At 70.5% G+C, this 18,477-nt stretch carries 17 protein-coding genes; 9 read left to right on the plus strand and 8 right to left on the minus strand.

Annotated elements, in window-relative coordinates; all coding sequences use genetic code 11:
- Positions 1 to 124 precede the first annotated feature (124 nt).
- Entirely contained in the window at positions 125 to 652 is a 528-nt protein-coding gene (locus HMPREF0591_RS05545; RefSeq protein WP_040621188.1) for a DUF488 domain-containing protein, read from the plus strand.
- A gap of 29 nt (positions 653 to 681) precedes the next feature.
- On the opposite strand, the gene HMPREF0591_RS05550 is transcribed toward HMPREF0591_RS05545, so the two are convergent.
- From HMPREF0591_RS05550 to HMPREF0591_RS05565, 4 genes are all read right to left on the minus strand, one after another.
- Positions 682 to 1,230, minus strand: a complete 549-nt coding sequence (locus HMPREF0591_RS05550; protein WP_085981568.1) for a hypothetical protein — start codon at positions 1,228 to 1,230, stop codon at positions 682 to 684.
- A gap of 150 nt (positions 1,231 to 1,380) precedes the next feature.
- Entirely contained in the window at positions 1,381 to 1,866 is a 486-nt protein-coding gene (locus tag HMPREF0591_RS05555; RefSeq protein ID WP_007167461.1) for a (2Fe-2S)-binding protein, read from the minus strand.
- Positions 1,859 to 2,743, minus strand: coding sequence for an FAD binding domain-containing protein (locus HMPREF0591_RS05560; RefSeq protein WP_007167462.1), 885 nt, complete (start codon positions 2,741 to 2,743; stop codon positions 1,859 to 1,861). Before HMPREF0591_RS05560 ends, HMPREF0591_RS05555 begins: the two co-directional genes overlap by 8 nt.
- The gene (locus tag HMPREF0591_RS05565) at positions 2,740 to 5,088 is read right to left on the minus strand and encodes a xanthine dehydrogenase family protein molybdopterin-binding subunit (protein WP_007167463.1); all 2,349 of its coding nucleotides are present in this window, start codon (positions 5,086 to 5,088) and stop codon (positions 2,740 to 2,742) included. Before HMPREF0591_RS05565 ends, HMPREF0591_RS05560 begins: the two co-directional genes overlap by 4 nt.
- A gap of 70 nt (positions 5,089 to 5,158) precedes the next feature.
- On the opposite strand from HMPREF0591_RS05565, the gene HMPREF0591_RS05570 reads away from it, so the two are divergent.
- Positions 5,159 to 5,719, plus strand: coding sequence for a nucleotidyltransferase family protein (locus tag HMPREF0591_RS05570; protein WP_007167464.1), 561 nt, complete (start codon positions 5,159 to 5,161; stop codon positions 5,717 to 5,719).
- Here HMPREF0591_RS05570 and HMPREF0591_RS05575 read toward each other — a convergent pair.
- Positions 5,716 to 7,164 (minus strand): amino acid permease, encoded by a 1,449-nt coding sequence (locus HMPREF0591_RS05575; protein ID WP_040621903.1) that lies wholly within the window; start codon positions 7,162 to 7,164, stop codon positions 5,716 to 5,718. The genes HMPREF0591_RS05570 and HMPREF0591_RS05575 overlap by 4 nt on opposite strands.
- A 373-nt stretch (positions 7,165 to 7,537) precedes the next feature.
- Here HMPREF0591_RS05575 and dnaK point away from each other — a divergent pair, with 373 nt between their 5' ends.
- From dnaK to HMPREF0591_RS05595, 4 genes are read left to right on the plus strand one after another with little or no spacing between them, the layout of a single operon-like run.
- A complete protein-coding gene (gene dnaK / locus HMPREF0591_RS05580; RefSeq protein ID WP_007167466.1) occupies positions 7,538 to 9,400 on the plus strand; it encodes a molecular chaperone DnaK in 1,863 nt (620 codons plus the stop codon).
- Positions 9,397 to 10,050, plus strand: a complete 654-nt coding sequence (grpE, locus tag HMPREF0591_RS05585; protein WP_007167467.1) for a nucleotide exchange factor GrpE — start codon at positions 9,397 to 9,399, stop codon at positions 10,048 to 10,050. The genes dnaK and grpE overlap by 4 nt, the downstream gene beginning before the upstream one ends.
- A 53-nt stretch (positions 10,051 to 10,103) precedes the next feature.
- Entirely contained in the window at positions 10,104 to 11,282 is a 1,179-nt protein-coding gene (gene dnaJ, locus HMPREF0591_RS05590) for a molecular chaperone DnaJ (RefSeq protein ID WP_007167468.1), read from the plus strand.
- Positions 11,282 to 11,668 (plus strand): heat shock protein transcriptional repressor HspR, encoded by a 387-nt coding sequence (locus HMPREF0591_RS05595; protein WP_007167469.1) that lies wholly within the window; start codon positions 11,282 to 11,284, stop codon positions 11,666 to 11,668. Before dnaJ ends, HMPREF0591_RS05595 begins: the two co-directional genes overlap by 1 nt.
- Here HMPREF0591_RS05595 and HMPREF0591_RS05600 read toward each other — a convergent pair whose 3' ends face one another.
- Both HMPREF0591_RS05600 and HMPREF0591_RS05605 read right to left on the minus strand, forming a co-directional pair.
- Positions 11,669 to 12,571 (minus strand): aldose 1-epimerase, encoded by a 903-nt coding sequence (locus HMPREF0591_RS05600; RefSeq protein ID WP_007167470.1) that lies wholly within the window; start codon positions 12,569 to 12,571, stop codon positions 11,669 to 11,671.
- Positions 12,572 to 12,573: 2 nt separating this feature from the next.
- A complete protein-coding gene (locus HMPREF0591_RS05605; RefSeq protein ID WP_007167471.1) occupies positions 12,574 to 13,746 on the minus strand; it encodes an FAD-binding oxidoreductase in 1,173 nt (390 codons plus the stop codon).
- Between the two features lie 69 nt (positions 13,747 to 13,815).
- Here HMPREF0591_RS05605 and HMPREF0591_RS05610 point away from each other — a divergent pair, with 69 nt between their 5' ends.
- On the plus strand, positions 13,816 to 14,496 hold the full coding sequence (locus tag HMPREF0591_RS05610; protein ID WP_170826143.1) for a TetR/AcrR family transcriptional regulator: 681 nt from the start codon (positions 13,816 to 13,818) through the stop codon (positions 14,494 to 14,496).
- A gap of 6 nt (positions 14,497 to 14,502) precedes the next feature.
- Here the strand turns inward: HMPREF0591_RS05610 and HMPREF0591_RS05615 are convergent, their stop codons facing one another.
- Positions 14,503 to 14,928 carry a DUF3060 domain-containing protein gene (locus tag HMPREF0591_RS05615; RefSeq protein WP_040621192.1) on the minus strand — a complete coding sequence of 142 codons (426 nt, stop codon included), beginning with the start codon at positions 14,926 to 14,928 and terminating at the stop codon, positions 14,503 to 14,505.
- Positions 14,929 to 15,056: 128 nt separating this feature from the next.
- Here HMPREF0591_RS05615 and clpB point away from each other — a divergent pair, with 128 nt between their 5' ends.
- The gene (gene clpB, locus HMPREF0591_RS05620; protein ID WP_007167474.1) at positions 15,057 to 17,603 is read left to right on the plus strand and encodes an ATP-dependent chaperone ClpB; all 2,547 of its coding nucleotides are present in this window, start codon (positions 15,057 to 15,059) and stop codon (positions 17,601 to 17,603) included.
- A 210-nt stretch (positions 17,604 to 17,813) separates the two neighbouring features.
- Positions 17,814 to 18,477, plus strand: a 664-nt coding sequence (gene ttfA, locus HMPREF0591_RS05625; RefSeq protein WP_007167475.1) for a trehalose monomycolate transport factor TtfA, incomplete at its 3' end; no start/stop codon positions are given.

Here is an 18,477-nt window from a genome sequence, read left to right on the forward strand (position 1 = left end):
CCCCCGGGCCCTGCGGCCCCCGGCCGACGCCCGGCACGACGTCTTACCCAAGTCGACGGCGAGGATCATCGCACCCATTCTGATCGGCCCGGGCTGTGTGTCGACCGCCGGGCACACTGGTCGAGTGGAGCGGGCGTTGCTGACCGTGGGGCACGGGACGGCCGACCGTGAGCGGCTAACGGAGTTGCTCGCCGGCGCGGGAGTCGAGCTGGTGGTGGATGTCCGGCGCTATCCGGCCAGCCGGACGAATCCGGACGTGCGGCGCGAGGCCCTGGAATGCTGGCTGCCCGAACGCGGCATCGACTACCGGTGGGAGCCCCTCCTGGGCGGGCGGCGTCACGTCGCGGCGGGAGAACCGGAGCCGGACACCTGGTGGTCGGTGGCCGCGTTCCGGGCGTACGCCGCCTACACGCGGACGCCGGAGTTCGACGCCGCGCTCGACGAGGTCCTGGCCGACGCCGCCCGGCGCACCACCGCGGTGATGTGCAGCGAGAGCGTCTGGTGGCGCTGCCACCGGCGGCTGATCGCCGACGTGGCGGAACTCGGTCGCTCGGTGCCGGTGCAACACCTGATGCCGGACGGCCGCCTGCGCCCACACCGCCCCGCCGACGGCGCGCGCCGCCGCGACGGCCACCTGGTCTGGGACGGCTGAACCGGCGATCGCCGGTCGCGGCTTGGCCGTTAGAACGTGTTGACCTTGTCGAGGCTGACGAACATGCCGTGGCCGGTGCGGTCGTTGGTGAAGCGGGTGCCGTCGGCGGTGGCGTTGATGGTCCAGCCGGCGGCGTTGTAGGTCTTGTAGTCGATCTGGACGGTCGGGATGGCGCCCAGGTTGCCCAGCACCCACTGCACCTTGCCGGCGGAATCCACACTGACGCCGTTGGTGTGTTCCCCGTCCTGCATGGGTGAGTTGGTGAAGGGCGCCTCGCAGCCGACGGTGTCCCTGTTGATCTGGCACCGCGTGCTGCCCGACTTGGTTTCGATGAAAACGTAACCGTTTTCGTCGGGCGGCAGTGGGATGGCACCGGCCGGCGCGGTCGGGTTGGCGGGCGTCGTCGGCAGGCCGGGCGCGGGGCTCGCGGTCGGCCCCGGCGGCGAGGCCGTCGGTCGCGGTGTCGGGAATGTCGGCTCCACCGGCCCGGCCCCGGGCGCGGCGACCGGCCTGCCCGCGATGGTGGTGGAACACGCGTCGATCAGCGCGGGGCTGACCAACACCGGCGCAATCAGCAGGGACCCACCGGCAAGACTCCACCGTGCCCTTTGCGAAAACCGCACGCGCCACTCCCGATCATCTCCCGATATCGGGAAATCAGATTACGCGCGAAGTGCCGAAACACCGTGCAAGCGCGCGCTTACCGATGCGGGCCTGATGGTGAAGCTTTATCGCCGCGTGACCGACTGGGTCTCGGCCGCCCGGCGCGCGGCGGCGACGATGCCCTGATACCCCGTGCACCGGCAGAAATTTCCCGACAGGCCCTCCCTGATCTCCTCGTCGCTGGGGTCGGGATTGTCGCGCAGCAGCGCGGTCAGCGACATGACGAAACCGGGCGTGCAGAAGCCGCATTGCAGCCCGTGGCACTCGCGCAGCGCCGACTGCACGGGCGACAGGGTGCCGTCCGGTGCGGCGATACCCTCGACCGTCGTCACCTCGGTCCCGTCGGCCTGCACCGCGAACATCAGGCACGAGCGCACGGCCTCGCCGTCCAGCAGCACCGTGCACGCGCCGCACGCCCCGTGCTCGCAGCCCAGGTGGGTGCCGGTCAGCCCGCACGTGTCCCGCAGGAAGTCCGCCAGCGTCATCCGCGGTTCGACGCCGGCGGCGACCGGAGTTCCGTTGACGGACAATTCGATTGGGTGTTCACGCATGGCTTTCCCCCAGGGCTTCGGTGATTGCCTGCGTCCAGGCGCGGGCGGCCATGGTGACACCCACCTTCAGGCGGTACGACGCCGACCCCTGCAGGTCGTTGGGGACGTCGTCGAGCCCCTTCATGGCGGCCTCGCCGATCTCCTCGGGCACCAGCTCGCCGATCGGCCTGCCGACGGCCACGACCTCGGCCGCCGTCGCGCGGCGGACCGTCGACCCCAGGCCCAGGAGCCCGATCGCGCAGCGCGACACCCGGTCCGCGTCGTCGAGCCGGACCGCGACCAGGGCGCCGGCGATCGCGAAATCGCCGTGCCGGCGCGAGAACTCCTCGACACCGAACCCGCATCGGCCGTCCCACACCGGGAACCGCACCCCGGTCAGCATCTCGTCGGAGTCCATCGTGGTCTCCCATACGCCGGCGAAGAAGTCGGCCGCGTCGATCTCGCGCCGCCCGCGCGGCGAGGCGACCTCCATCACCGCGTCCAGGGTCAGCGCGACCGCCGGGTATTCGCCGGCGGCGTCGGCGTGGGCGACCGACCCGCCCAGCGTGCCGCGGTTGCGGATCTGGAAGTGCCCGACGAACGGCGTCACCCGGGTCAACAGCGGAACATACTGGCGCACTTGATCACTCACGCCGACCGCGGCCTCGGTGGTGCCCGCGCCGATCCACAGTTCGTCACCCCTGCGCTCGATGCCCTGCAGCTCGCCCAGCCGGGAGACGTCGATGAGGTGGTCGAAGTAGGCCAGCCGCATCGCCAGCATCGGCACCAGGCTCTGGCCGCCCGCCAGGATCTTCGCGTCGTCGCCGAGTTCGGCGAGCAGGCGCACGGCGTCGTCGACGCTGGCGGGGCGGTGGTATTCGAACGCGGCGGGTTTCACCGCTTCCCCTCTTCCAGTAGCGCGGCGATGGACGCCGGGCTGGCCGGCAGCCGGGTGACCGTCGCGCCCAGCGGCGCCAGCGCGTCGTTGATGGCGTTGATCACCGCCGGCGTCGAGCCGATCGCCCCGCCCTCGCCGGCGCCCTTGTAGCCGCCGGGCCCCGGCCCGGGGATCTCCACGTGGCCGAATTCGATGGGCGGCACCTCGGTGGCCGTGGGCAGCAGGTAGTCGACGAAAGTCGTTGCGAGCGGGTTGCCGTCGTCGTCGTAGACCATGTCCTCCATCAGCGCGCCGCCGATGCCCTGCACCGTTCCGCCGGCGATCTGGCCCTCCACCACCGACGGGTTGATCATGGGTCCGACGTCCTCGCTGACGATGTAGCGCAGCAGCGTCACCTTGCCCGTCGCGACGTCCACCTCGCAGGTGCAGGCGTGCGTGGCGTTGGACCAGTGGATGGGGTTGGTCGAATTGAACCGGGCGGTCGCCTCCAGGTTGGCCGACAGGCCCGGCGGCAGCTGCTGCGGCGAGTAGTGCGCCACGTAGGCCAGCTCGCCGAACGACACCGACTTCGACGGGTCACCGCGCACGCTGGCCACCGAAAACGCCAGGTCCACTTCGGATTCCGCCACCTTCAGGTGATGCGCGGCCAGCGCCACGATCTTCTCCCGCAGGATCGCGCCGGCCTCGTTGACGGCCCCGGCGGTCATCGGCGCGCTGCGGCTGCCCTGCGTCCCGGCCCCGTACGGGGTGATCGCCGTGTCGCCCTGGATGGTGGCCACGTCGTCGATGTCGGCGCCCAGCGCGTCGGCGGTCAGCTGGACCACCGTGGTCTCGATGCTGTTTCCGCTGGAGCCGCCGTTGACGTACACGTTGATCTTGCCGGTCGGCTCCATCCGGATGGTGGCGCCTTCGGTGGCCAGGTGGCCGGTCGCCGCGCCGGTCGGCTCGATGTAGGCCGAGAACCCCAGCCCCAGGTAGCGCCCCTGCGCCAGCGCCTCGGCCTGCTCCTTGCGAAACCCTTCGTGGTCAAGGATTTTCACCGCCTGCTCGAACGTGTCGATCGGGGCGACGTGGTCGTACGGCATGCCGTTGGGGTTGACGTAGGGCATCTCGTCGCGGCGCAACAGGTTGCGCCGGCGCAGCTCGACCGGGTCGATGTCCATCTTGCGGGCGGCGATGTCGAGCAGGACCTCGCGGGCCAGCGTCTCGTACTGCCACGGGCCGCGGTACGCGGCCAGGCCGCTGGTGTTGGAGAAGACGGTCTTGTAGTTGAAGCTGGCCTTGGGTACCCGGTAGGGCCCCGGGAAGAACATGCCGATGGCGGCCGTGGTCAGCACCGGGTACGGCGTCGGGTAGGCGCCGATGTCCTGCACGAAGTCGATGTCGGCGGCCAGGATGTTGCCCTCGCCGTCGAAGGCCATCCGGCCGGTGCCGTCGACGTGCCGGGCCTGCCCGGCCGACATGAGGTTCTCGCGCCGGTCCTCGATCCACTTCAGCGCGGCGGGCACCTTGCGGGCCGCCAGCATGATGCACATGTCCTCGCGCATCGGGACGACCTTCTGGCCGAAGCCGCCGCCAGTGTCGCGCATGATGACCCGAACGCGTTGCGCCGCAATGCCCAACAGCCGGGCGCAGAACGCCCGCAGCTCGTGCGGGGTCTGGGTGGACGCCCACATCGTGAGTTCCCCTGTGGCGGCGGTCCATTCGACGACCAGGCCGCGGGTCTCGATCGGCACCGGCGCGTAGATCTGCTGATAGATGTGCTCTTTGGCGACGCACGGGGCGTCGGCGAACAGCTCTTCGTCCGGCGGCGCGCCACCCATCCCGCCCGCGACGTTGTCGGGGTAGGCGTCGTGCACCAGCACGTCGGAGGACTGCGCCCGGGTGAAGTCGGTGACCGCGGGCAGCGGCTCGTAGTCCACGTCGACGAGTTCCAGCGCGTCCTCGGCGACATACCGGCTCTCGGCGACGATCAGGGCGACCGGATCGCCGACGAACTTCGCCTCGCCCTCGGCCAGCGGCGGCCGCGGGGTGTCCGGAACGTCCTTGCCGGCGACGGCGTGCCACGCCTCGTGCACGTCGGGGTTGAGGTCGGCCGCGGTGAACACCGCGCGCACGCCGGGCAGTTCCAGCGCGGCCGAGGCGTCAATGCCGTTGATGCGCGCCCGCGCGAACGGGCTGCGCACGAAGCAGGCGTGCAGCATGCCGGGCCGGGAGATGTCGTCGACGAAGCTGCCGCGGCCGGTGAGCAGCCGGCCGTCCTCCACCCGCTGGACGCGGGTCCCGGCGTACCGGGGCGCCGGGGTGACCGGGACCGCGGGGGCCCCTTGCACGTCGTGGGTCATGACGCTCCATCCGATGCCAACGCGCAGCGAAGTTATCGCTTTGGGAGAAGTGCAATGTCATCATAGGAGAGTGGGGTTACCGGAGTCGACAGCCGCTCCACACGCCGTCGGGATCCTGCTGGCCGCGGGCGCGGGGCGGCGCTACGGCAAGCCGAAGGTGCTGGTCGACGGCTGGCTGGACATCGCGGTGGACGCCCTGCGCGCCGGGGGCTGCGCCGACGTCGTCGTCGTGCTGGGCGCCGCCCGGGTCGCCGCCCCGCCCGGGGCCACCACCGTCATGGAACCGCGGTGGCGGGACGGGCTGAGCGCCTCGGTGCGCGCCGGGCTGCGGCAGGCCGACCGCCTGCGTGCGGATTACGCCGCGCTGCACGTCATCGACACCCCCGACGTCGGGCCCGCCGTGGTGGCGCGGGTCCTGGACCGCGCGATCGCGTCCCCGTCCGGCCTGGCGCGCGCCTCGTTCGGCGGCCGACCGGGGCATCCGGTGGTGGTCGCGCGCCGGCACTGGTCCGGGGTGCTCGACCGCATCGCCGGCGATCAGGGCGCCGGCGCCTACCTGCGCACCCGGAACGACGTCGAGATCGTCGACTGCGCGGACCTCGCCGGCGGCCGGGACATCGACGAGCCCTAGCCAGGTGATGAGCGGTCTGCGACCTGCAGCGCGGTGTCTTCGGCCGCGGCCCGCACCCGGTCGCGGACCAGGTACCACCCCGCGACGAGCGCGGGGATGCCCAGGAGCAGGGCGCCGAGCAGCCACGGGCCCTGGACCCTGTCGAACAGCATCAGGATCAGGACGCCGGCCAGAAACGCCAGGGTGAGGTAGCCGCTGTAGGGGGCCAGCGGCATCCGGAAGTGCGGCCGCTGCAACGTCCCGGCGCGCGACAGGCGGTAGAGCCGCAGCTGGCTTGCCACGATCGTGCCCCAGGCCACCACGACGCCCACCGCGGCGATGTGCAGCACGATCTCGAACGCCCGGCTCGGTTCGACGGCGTTGAGCACGATGCCCGCCAGGCCGACGACGGCGGTGAGCAGGATCCCGCCGTACGGCACGCCGTTCTTCGACATCGGGGCGGTGAACTTCGGGCCGCTGCCGTTCATCGCCATCGACCGCAGGATGCGGCCCGTGGAGTACAGGCCGGCGTTCAGGCTGGACAGCGCGGCGGTGAGGACCACCAGGTTCATCACGCTGCCCGCGCCGCCGAATCCGACCTTCGCGAAGAAGGTCACGAACGGGCTGACGTGGTCCCGGTAGGCGGTGTGGGGCAGCAGGAGCGCCAGCAGGACGGTCGACCCGATGTAGAAGATCACGATGCGAAACACCACCGAGTTGATGGCGCGCGGCATGATCTGGTGCGGATTCGCCGTCTCCCCGGCCGCGATGCCGACCAGCTCGACGGCGGCGTAGGCGAAGATCACGCCCGAGGTGACGAGCACGAGGGGCAGCAGCCCGGCCGGCAGGAGGCCGCCGTGGCGTTCCCACATCGCGACGCCGGGGTCGTGGCCGTCGACCTTGAAACGCCCGACCACGAACACCGTGCCGACGACGAGGAACGTCACCAGCGCGAGCACCTTGATCAACGAGGCCCAGAACTCCAGCTCACCGAACAGCTTGACCGAGATCAGGTTCATCGCCAGCACCGCCAGCAGCGCGATCAGCGCGAGCGTCCACTGCGGGACCGCTTGGAACGTCTTCCAGTAGTGGCAGTAGTGCGCGATCGCGGTGGTGTCCACCACCCCCGTCATCGCCCAGTTGATGAAGTACAGCCAGCCCGCCGCGAAAGCGGCCTTCTCGCCGAAGAATTCGCGCGCGTAGGACACGAAGGATCCGGAGGACGGGCGGTACAGCACGAGTTCGCCGAGCGCGCGCAGGATCAAGAACACGAAGACGCCGCAGATCCCGTACACCAGGAACAGCCCGGGCCCCGCCGACGCGAGCCGGCCCCCGGCGCCGAGGAAAAGACCCGTTCCGATGGCGCCGCCCAGGCCGATCATCTGGATCTGGCGGTTCTTGAGGCCCTTGTGATAGCCCGCGTCTTCGCGGGCGAGCCGCGTGGCGGCGCTGTCGGGCGGTGCCATCACGCTCCTGCCGGGTGGCTGCGGGGAAGCCCCAGGTTAACCCATCGACGGGCGCGCGGGCGCGCTCGGCGGCCGCCGCCCGCCTCCGGCCGAGGACGTTCGGGCTTCCGCGTGCGCTGACGGCATCGCGGGTGCGCGCGGGGCGAAAATCGGCCGCCGTTTCCGCCCTGTGTGCACGGCCGACGCCCTGGCTGCACCCTCTTTGGGGACCCGGGAACAAAGTGGGCGCCGCCCGCCGTTAGCATGATCGACAAGTTGAGCGAACCACACTCAATCCTGGGTTGACACCACGGTGCCGGCAAGAGCAGGCTTGAGCGGGGTTCACTCAGCATAGTGGCACCAAAGACGCTCTACTCAATCAGGAGGAATCACTATGGCTCGTGCGGTCGGTATCGACCTCGGGACCACCAACTCCGTCGTCGCAGTTCTCGAGGGCGGAGACCCCGTCGTCGTCGCCAACTCCGAGGGCTCACGGACGACCCCGTCCATCGTCGCGTTCGCGCGCAACGGCGAGGTGCTCGTCGGTCAGCCCGCCAAGAACCAGGCGGTGACCAACGTCGACCGCACCATCCGTTCGGTGAAGCGGCACATGGGCACCGACTGGTCCATCGAGATCGACGACAAGAAATACACCGCCCAGGAGATCAGCGCCCGGGTGCTGATGAAGCTGAAGCGCGACGCGGAGGCGTATTTGGGTGAGGACATCACCGACGCCGTCATCACCGTGCCGGCGTACTTCAACGACGCCCAGCGGCAGGCGACCAAGGAGGCCGGCCAGATCGCCGGCCTGAACGTGCTGCGCATCGTCAACGAGCCCACCGCGGCGGCGTTGGCCTACGGCCTGGACAAGGGCGAGAAGGAACAGACCATCCTGGTCTTCGACCTCGGCGGCGGCACGTTCGACGTCTCGTTGCTCGAGATCGGCGAGGGTGTGGTCGAGGTCCGCGCCACCAGCGGTGACAACCACCTCGGTGGGGACGACTGGGACGACCGCGTCGTCGAGTGGCTCGTCGACAAGTTCAAGGGCACCAGCGGCATCGACCTGACCAAGGACAAGATGGCGATGCAGCGGCTGCGTGAGGCCGCCGAGAAGGCCAAGATCGAGCTCTCGAGTTCGCAGAGCACCTCGATCAACCTGCCCTACATCACCGTCGACGCGGACAAGAACCCGCTGTTCCTCGACGAGCAGCTGACCCGCGCCGAATTCCAGCGCATCACACAGGATCTGCTGGACCGCACCCGCCAGCCCTTCCAGTCGGTGATCAAGGACGCCGGCATCTCGGTCTCCGAGATCGACCACGTCGTGCTGGTGGGTGGTTCCACCCGCATGCCCGCGGTGTCGGACCTGGTCAAGGAGATGACCGGCGGCAAGGAGCCCAACAAGGGCGTCAACCCCGACGAGGTGGTGGCCGTGGGCGCCGCGCTGCAGGCCGGCGTGCTCAAGGGCGAGGTGAAAGACGTTCTGCTGCTTGACGTTACGCCGCTGAGCCTGGGTATCGAGACCAAGGGTGGCGTGATGACCAAGCTGATCGAGCGCAACACCACGATCCCGACCAAGCGGTCGGAGACCTTCACCACGGCCGACGACAACCAGCCGTCGGTGCAGATCCAGGTCTATCAGGGTGAGCGCGAAATCGCTTCGCACAACAAGCTGCTCGGCTCCTTCGAGCTGACCGGCATCCCGCCGGCTCCGCGCGGCGTGCCCCAGATCGAGGTCACCTTCGACATCGACGCCAACGGCATCGTGCACGTCACGGCCAAGGACAAGGGCACCGGCAAGGAGAACACGATCAAGATCCAGGAGGGCTCCGGCCTGTCCAAGGAGGAGATCGACCGGATGATCAAGGACGCCGAGGCGCACGCCGAGGAGGACCGCCAGCGTCGCGAGGAGGCCGACATCCGCAACCAGGCCGAGTCGCTGGTCTACCAGACGGAGAAGTTCGTCAAGGACCAGCGCGAGGCCGAGGGTGGGTCGAAGGTTCCCGAGGAGACGCTGTCCAAGGTCGACGGCGCGATCGCCGAGGCCAAGACGGCCCTGGGCGGCACCGACATCTCCGCGATCAAGGCGGCGATGGAGAAGCTGGGCCAGGAGTCCCAGGCGCTCGGCCAGGCCATCTACGAGGCCACCCAGGCCGCGGGCGGGGCCGACGGAGACGCCGCCGGTGGCCCGCAGGCCGGTTCCGCCGATGACGTCGTGGACGCGGAGGTGGTCGACGACGACCGGGAGTCCAAGTGAGCGAAAGCAATCCATCCGAACAGGTGACCGTCACCGACAAGCGGCGGATCGATCCCGAGACCGGTGAGGTTCGGCACGTCTCGCCCGGCGCCCAAGCGGGGGCGCCGGGCGGGGGTGCGGCCGACGAGTACGCGGGCGAAAGCCCGGAGGAGGCCGGCAAGGCCACCGAGTTGCTCGCCGACCTGCAACGGGTTCAGGCCGACTTCGCCAACTACCGCAAGCGCGCGCTGCGCGACCAGCAGGCCGCCGCGGACCGGGCGAAGGCCGGCGTCGTCAGCCAATTGTTGGGCGTGCTCGACGATCTCGAGCGGGCGCGCAAGCACGGCGACCTGGAATCCGGCCCGCTGAAGTCGGTGGCCGACAAGCTGGACAGCGCCCTGACCGGGCTCGGCCTGAGCGCGTTCGGCGCGGAAGGCGAGGACTTCGACCCGGTGCTGCACGAGGCCGTGCAGCACGAGGGCGACGGCGGCGACGGGTCCAAGCCGGTGATCGGCACGGTCATGCGGCAGGGCTACAAGCTCGGCGACCAGGTCCTGCGGCACGCCCTGGTCGGTGTCATCGACACGGTCGCAGACACCGTGCCGGACGAGGGCGCCGCCGCGGCGGACCCGGCCGAATCGGGCGATAACCGCGGCGCGTCCGGTGAATAGACCACACAATCAGCACAACAACAGAACTCGAAAGGTGAAGGGGGTGACGCGACATGGCCCAGCGAGAATGGGTCGAAAAGGACTTCTACAAGGAGCTGGGCGTCTCCTCTGACGCCAGCCCCGAAGAGATCAAACGCGCCTACCGCAAGCTGGCGCGCGACCTGCACCCCGACGCCAACCCCGACAATCCCGCCGCCGGCGAGCGATTCAAGGCGGTGTCGGAAGCGCACAACGTGTTGTCGGATCCGGCGAAGCGCAAGGAGTACGACGAGACCCGCCGCCTGTTCGCGGGCGGCGGTTTCGGCGGGCGCCGGTTCGACGCTGGTGGTTTCGGCGGGTTCGGCGCCGGCGGTGACGGCGCCGAGTTCAACCTGAACGATCTCTTCGACGCCGCCGGCCGAAGCGGTGGCGCCAACATCGGCGACCTGTTCGGCGGCCTGTTCGGGCGCGGCGCCGGGGCCCGTCCCAGCCGGCCGCGGCGCGGTAACGACCTGGAGACCGAGACGCAGCTGGATTTCGTCGAGGCCGCCAAGGGCGTGGCCATGCCACTGCGGCTGACCAGCCCGGCGCCGTGCACCAACTGCCACGGCAGCGGCGCGCGCCCGGGCACCAGCCCGAAGGTGTGCCCCACCTGCAACGGTTCCGGCGTGATCAGCCGCAACCAGGGGGCGTTCGGTTTCTCCGAGCCGTGCACCGATTGCCGGGGCAGCGGCTCGATCATCGAGCACCCCTGCGACGAGTGCAAGGGCACCGGGGTCACCACCCGCACCCGCACCATCAACGTCCGGATCCCGCCGGGCGTCGAGGACGGCCAGCGGATCCGGCTGCCCGGGCAGGGTGAGGCCGGGCTGCGCGGGGCCCCGTCCGGCGACCTGTACGTGACCGTACATGTGCGGCCGGACAAGGTGTTTGGCCGCGACGGTGACGACCTCACCGTGACCGTGCCGGTCAGCTTCACCGAGTTGGCCCTGGGCTCAACGATTTCGGTGCCGACGCTGGACGGCAAGGTCGGCGTGCGGGTGCCCAAGGGCACCTCCGACGGTCGCATCCTGCGGGTGCGCGGCCGGGGCGTCCCCAAGCGCAGCGGCGGCAACGGGGACCTGCTCGTCACCGTGAAGGTCGCCGTTCCGCCGAACGTCGAGGGCGCAGCGGCCGAGGCGCTGGAGGCGTACGCGGCCGCCGAGCGCGCCAGCGGGTTCGACCCGCGTGCGGGATGGGCAGGTAACCGCTGATGGCGAAGAATTCCCGGGAGGATTCCCGGACGTTCCTGATCTCGGTGGCCGCCGAGCTGGCCGGCATGCACGCCCAGACGCTGCGCACCTACGATCGCCTCGGCCTGGTCAGCCCGCGCCGCACTTCCGGTGGGGGACGGCGCTATTCGGAGCACGACGTCAACCTCCTGCGCGAGGTGCAGCGGCTGTCCCAGGACGAGGGGGTCAACCTCGCCGGCATCAAGCGCATCATCGAGCTGACCAACCAGGTCGAGGCGCTGCAGTCGCGGGTGCAGGAACTCACCGAGGAGCTGGCGCAGGTGCGCGCCGGCCAGCGCCGCGACCTGGCGGTGGTGCCCAAGAGCACCGCCGTGGTGGTGTGGCAACCGCGCCGGACGCGCGGCTGATCAGACCCGGATCGAGAACTGCGTGACCGCGGGCTCGCCCGGCCGCGCGGATCGGTAGCCGCCGCGGCGCAGCGCGTCGGTGGGCGCGGTCATCGGCTCGAAGCACACGATTTCCTTCTCGGGCCCTTCGCCCCTGGGGGCGAAGATCTGCGTCGCCGGATACCCCCGTTCGAAGCGCACCTCCACCCGGCGACTGCCGCCGGACACCGCGAACACCGCGCCGTCGGGCACCTGGTCGTAGGCGTCGTCGAAAGCGTTGTCCCCCAACGCCTCCTCGCGCGCCGGCGCGGGCTCGGAGGCCCCCGTCGGCAGCCCCCGGTCGTCCAGCAACAGGTGCCGCAGCGGGGGGGTGTGGACGACCCACTCGGCACGGGCCGCGTCCGGCAGGCGCAGGTAGGGGTGGAAGCCGAAACACAGCGGGACCGCCGTGTCGCCGGTCGCGGTCACGGTCGTCCGCACCGTCAGCGTCCGGTCGGCCAGCCGCACCGCCACCGTGAGCAGGTGCGGGTAGGGGAAGCCGGCCAGCAGCTGCGGGTCGGCGGCGAAGTCCAGCTCGGCGGTCAACTCGGCGGCCGACTCGGCGGTCACCCGCCAGCCCGGGTAGGCCGCCAGCAGCCCGTGGATCGGCAGCCCGTTGGGGTCGGCGCGGACGCGGTTCTCGCCCGGCGTCACCTTGGCCGTCACGCCTTCGGCGGTATAGGTGTTCGCGCTCAACCGGTTTGCCCAGGGATACAGGATCGGGATCCCCATCGTCTTGCCCGCCGTCACGTAGGCGTCCAGCCCGCGCCGTTGCCCGAGCAGCTCGGTGCCGTCGTCGCGCAGCGAGGTGCCGACCATCCCCGCCCCGGGCACGAATTGGGCGGTCACCGGCGACGCCGGGTCGTGCAGGGTGACGACGCGCATGCTTACCTCCACAGTGGGTCGTGCTGAATGCGTTCCGGCGGAGCGCCTTTGGCGATGAGCGCGGCCTTGGTGGCCCGCACCATCGCCGGCCCGCCGCAGATCAGGATCTGCCGGTCGCCCCACCCGCCGTATTTGGTCACCACGTCGGGGAGCCGGCCGGTCTGGCGCACGTGCAGGCCGCGCGGCGGCGTGCAGTCGGGATAGTCGGCGGCCCACGCCGGATCGGCGCCGTACTCCGAGACCGGCGAGACCGACAGCCACGGGTTGTGGGACGCCACCTGCCACAGGGTGGGCAGGTCGTAGAGCTCGCAGCGGTAGCGGGCGCCGAAGAACAGGTGCACCCGGGGATTCACCGCGTACCGGCTGAGGTCCATGATCAGCGCCCGCAGCGGCGCCAGGCCCGTGCTCCCGGCGACCATCAGCACGTCCCCGCCGGCCCGGTCGACCCGCAGGCCGCCGTGCGGGCTGGACAGCCGCCACCGGTCGCCGGGGCGGGTCTCGTTGACGATCGCGGTGCTGACCAGCCCGCCGGGGACCACCCGGACGTGGAACTCGATGCCGCCGCCGGGATCCGCGGGGATGGCCGGGGACAGGTAGCGCCAGCGCCGCGGGCATTGCGGGACATGGACGTTGACGTACTGACCGGGGTGGTAGTCCATCGGGCGGTCGAGCTGCAGCCGGATCACCGCGAGGTCGCGCGAGACCCGCGTGTGCTCGATCACCGTGCCGTCCCACCAGGCCGGCCCCTGGTCGGCGTCCGCGGCGCCCCGCATCACCCCGGTGATCAGGTTGAGCGACTGGTCGGCCGCCGCGGCCACGGAGTCCGTCCAGGAGTCGCCGAGCGACGTCCGCAACGTCGACAGCAGAGCACGCCGCAAGGTGTCGTAATGCCGGGGCAGCACACCGTATTTGCGGTGATCGCGGCCCAGCTGCGCGAGAAAGGCCACCGGCTCCTGGGCGCGCTGGGCGACGAGCTCGCCGTACACGTAGTGCAGGGCGTGGGCGAAAGCGGCCCGCTGCGCGCCCATCTCGGGCGGGAAGAGGTCGCGCACCGAGACGTCGAGGCCGAACCAGTGGGTGTAGAACCGGCGGACGAGTTCGTTGCCGGTGCCCGGCTCATCCGGCGCGAAGGCATCGCGCAGCACCCGCAACGCGTCGGTGTCCTCGAGCCCCACGGGGCCCGATTCTAGGCTGGCCGCGCGCCCGCACTATTTCAACATTCAATGAAATGATACTGTCGTCGTATGCCGTCACCTGCCAGTTCGCCACCCGGGACGCGACAGGCCGGCGTCGGCGGAGGCGTGCGCAAGCGCCGCGGCCGCCGCCAGGGCGAGCCCGTGTCGAAGGACGTGGTGCTGGGCGCGGCCAAGCGGCGGTTCGCGGCCCAGGGCTACGACAAGACGACGTTGCGGGAGATCGGCGAGGACGCCCACGTGGACGCCGCGATGGTGCTCTACCTGTTCGGGTCCAAGGCCGAGCTGTTCCGGGAGTCGATGCGGCTGATCCTGGATGGCAGCGTGCTGGCGGCCGCGATGACCGGCGGCTCGCGCGGGGACATCGGCGCCCGATTGGTGCGGGCCTACCTGCAGATCTGGGACGAGCCGGAGACCGGCCCGACCATGGTCGCCATGCTGCACTCGGCGATGCTGAATTCCGATGCGCACGAGGCCTTCCGCGATTTCATGCGCGGTTACGTGATGGCGGCCATCTCCGGCGTCCTCGGCGAGGGGCCGGATACGTTGCTGCGGGCCAACCTGGCCGGCACCAATCTGGTCGGGACCGCGTTGTTCCGCTACGTGATGAAGGTGGGACCGCTGACGGAGCTCGCGACCGAGGAGGTCGTCGGGTTGATCGCGCCGAGCGTGCAGCGCTACCTGACCGCGGACGCGGCCGAACTCGGCCTGCCGGCGGCCTATCGCCCGTGACCGGGCTCAGCCCTGCTTGACGGTGTTGGCCGTCCCGGCGTTGGCGACGTTCGGCGAACCCCAGTGATAGGTCACCGCGTTGCTGGTGCCGGAGGTGCTGACCGCGTCCGCGCTGTCGACCGCGACGCGGTTGTCGTGGCCGGAGACGGTGACGCTGGTGCAGTGCCCCGTGACGGTGACCGTGTTGGCCTGGCCGCTGACCGACAGGTAGCCGCCGTGGCAGCCGACGGTCTTCGTCGTGCCGGTGCCGTTGACCTGCAACGTGCCCGACTCCGGGACGGTCGCCGACGCGCCGCCGTCGGCCAGATCGGCGCGGAATCCCACCACCGCCAGGCCCGCCAGCGCCAGCGCGCCGGCCAGGACGGCCAGCCTGAATGCGCCGGGTACGCGGTGGGCGCCGGTTCGGTCGCGGGGCTGTGCTGTCTGCGTCATCGCTACCCGGGTACCCCCGCACGCGACATTACTCGAAAACTCGTTAGAGTTGAGCGGAACAGACTCAACCTTGACGGCGTTGAACAACGCGACAAGCATTTTCCACTTACGTATGGAACGGAGGCGTCGTGGACTCTTTCAACCCGACAACCAAGACGCAAGCGGCGCTGACCTCGGCGCTCCAGGCGGCGTCGGCCGCCGGTAACCCCGAGATCCGGCCCGCGCACCTGCTGATGGCCCTGCTCACGCAGGCCGACGGGATCGCGGGACCGCTGCTGGAGGCTGTCGGCGTCGCGCCCGCGACCATTCGCGCCGAGGCCGAGCGCCTCGTCGCGCAGCTGCCCCAGGCCAGCGGCGCCAGCTCGCAACCCCAGCTGTCGCGCGAATCGCTGGCCGCGATCACCACCGCCCAGCAACTGGCCACCGAGATGGACGACGAGTACGTCTCCACCGAACACGTGATGGTCGGCCTGGCGACCGGCGACTCCGACGTTGCCAAGCTGCTGACCGGCCACGGCGCCTCGCCGCAGGCCCTGCGCGAGGCGTTCGTCAAGGTGCGCGGCAGCGCGCGGGTCACCAGCCCCGAGCCCGAGGCCACCTATCAGGCGCTGGAGAAGTACTCGACCGACCTGACCGCCCGCGCCCGGGAGGGCAAGCTGGACCCGGTCATCGGGCGGGACAACGAGATCCGCCGGGTCGTGCAGGTTCTGAGCCGCCGCACCAAGAACAACCCGGTGCTCATCGGTGAGCCGGGCGTCGGCAAGACCGCGATCGTGGAGGGCCTGGCCCAGCGCATCGTCGCCGGCGACGTCCCCGAGAGCCTGCGCGACAAGACCGTCATCAGCCTGGACCTGGGCTCGATGGTGGCCGGCGCCAAATATCGCGGCGAGTTCGAGGAGCGGCTGAAGGCCGTCCTCGACGACATCAAGAACTCGGCCGGCCAGATCATCACGTTCATCGACGAGCTGCACACGATCGTCGGCGCCGGCGCGACCGGCGAGGGCGCGATGGACGCCGGCAACATGATCAAGCCGATGCTGGCCCGCGGCGAGCTGCGGCTGGTCGGCGCGACCACGCTGGACGAGTACCGCAAGTACATCGAGAAGGACGCCGCGCTGGAGCGCCGCTTCCAGCAGGTGCTGGTCGGCGAGCCGTCGGTGGAGGACACCGTGGGCATCCTGCGCGGGCTGAAGGACCGCTACGAGGTGCACCACGGCGTGCGCATCACCGACTCGGCGCTGGTCGCGGCGGCGACGCTGTCCGACCGCTACATCACCGCCCGCTTCCTGCCGGACAAGGCCATCGACCTGGTCGACGAGGCCGCCAGCCGGCTGAAGATGGAGATCGACTCCCGGCCCGTCGAGATCGACGAGGTCGAGCGCCTGGTGCGCCGCCTCGAGATCGAGGAGATGGCGCTGGCCAAGGAGGAGGACGAGGCGTCCAAGGAGCGGCTGGAGAAGCTGCGCTCCGAGCTGGCCGACCAGAAGGAGAAGCTGGCCGAGCTGACGACCCGCTGGCAGAACGAGAAGAGCGCGATCGACGTCGTGCGCGAACTCAAGGAGCAGCTGGAGGCGCTGCGCGGGGAGTCCGAGCGCGCCGAGCGCGACGGCGACCTGGCCAAGGCCGCCGAGCTGCGCTACGGGCGCATCCCTGAGGTGGAGAAGAAGCTCGACGCCGCGCTGCCGCACGCCGAGGCCCGCGAGAACGTGATGCTCAAGGAGGAGGTCGGGCCCGACGACATCGCCGAGGTGGTGTCCGCGTGGACCGGCATCCCCGCCGGCCGGATGCTCGAGGGCGAGACCGCCAAGCTGCTGCGCATGGAGGACGAGCTGGGCAAGCGCGTCATCGGCCAGAAGCGCGCGGTGACCGCGGTGTCCGACGCCGTGCGCCGCAGCCGGGCCGGTGTCGCCGACCCCAACCGGCCGACCGGGTCGTTCATGTTCCTCGGGCCGACCGGTGTCGGTAAGACCGAGCTGGCCAAGGCGCTGGCCGAGTTCCTGTTCGACGACGAGCGCGCGATGGTCCGCATCGACATGAGCGAGTACGGCGAGAAGCACTCGGTCGCCCGGCTCGTCGGCGCCCCTCCGGGTTACATCGGCTACGACCAGGGTGGTCAGCTGACCGAGGCGGTGCGCCGCCGGCCGTACACGGTGATCCTGTTCGACGAGATCGAGAAGGCGCACCCGGACGTGTTCGACGTGCTGCTGCAGGTGCTCGACGAGGGCCGGCTCACCGACGGGCAGGGCCGCACGGTCGACTTCCGCAACACCATCCTGATCCTGACGTCCAACCTCGGGTCGGGCGGCAGCGAGGAGCAGGTGATGGCCGCGGTGCGCTCGGCGTTCAAGCCGGAGTTCATCAACCGGCTCGACGACGTGATCATCTTCCACGGCCTCGAGCCCGGCGAGCTGGTGTCGATCGTCGACATCCAGCTGGCCCAGCTGCAGAAGCGGCTGGCGCAGCGCCGCCTCACCCTGGAGGTGTCGCTGCCGGCCAAGCAGTGGCTGGCCCAGCGCGGATTCGACCCGGTCTACGGCGCCCGGCCGCTGCGGCGGCTGGTGCAGCAGGCCATCGGCGACCAGCTGGCCAAGCAGCTGCTGGCCGGCGACGTGCACGACGGCGACACCGTCCCGGTGAACGTCAGCCCGGACGGCGACTCGCTGATCCTGGGCTGAGGTCGCCGGCCGGGTGTGAATGCTGGGCGTTGAGTGTGCGTTCAAGGCGGCGACATCGCCGAGATCCCGCCGCGAGCGCACACTCAACGCCGTCAGCGCACACCCGAGACGCCCGCCCGCCACACGCGCGGCGCGAATGGTGCACCTGTGACGGGGTTGTGACCTGGCCGGTTTCTGTATTCCTGCGCAATAACGGATACCCTGTGTGGGATGGTCCCCCTTTGGTTCACGCTCTCCGCGCTGTGCTTCGTCGGCGCGGGCGTGTTGCTGTACGTCGACCTGGACCGGCGCCGCGGGCGCAGCAGGCGCCGCAGGTCGTGGGCGCGGTCGCACGGGTTCGACTACGAGCGTGAATCGGCCGACATCCTCAAGCGCTGGAAGCGCGGCGTGATCTCGACGGTGGGCGACATCGCCGCCGAGAACGTCGTGCTCGGCCAGATCCGCGGCGAGGCGGTGTACATCTTCGACCTCGAGGAGGTCGCCACCGTCATCGCGTTGCACCGCAAGGTGGGCACGAACGTGGTGGTGGACCTGCGGCTCAAAGGGCTCAAAGAGCCACGGGAAAGCGACATTTGGCTGCTGGGCGCGATCGGCCCGCGGATGGTGTACTCCACCAACCTGGACGCGGCCCGCCGGGCCTGCGACCGCCGCATGGTGACCTTCGCCCACACCGCGCCGGACTCCGCCGAGATCATGTGGAACGAGCAGAACTGGACGCTGGTGGCCATGCCGATCACCAGCACCCGCACCCAGTGGGACGAGGGGCTGCGCACCGTGCGGCAGTTCAACGACCTGCTGCGGGTGCTGCCGCCGCTGCTGGAGGAGACCCAGCAGGAGGCGGGCGCGCCCGCGGGCCTGCGCAGCGCATCGCCGG

The sequence above is a fragment of the Mycobacterium parascrofulaceum ATCC BAA-614 genome, assembly GCF_000164135.1.
Classification (GTDB): Bacteria; Actinomycetota; Actinomycetes; order Mycobacteriales; family Mycobacteriaceae; genus Mycobacterium; species Mycobacterium parascrofulaceum.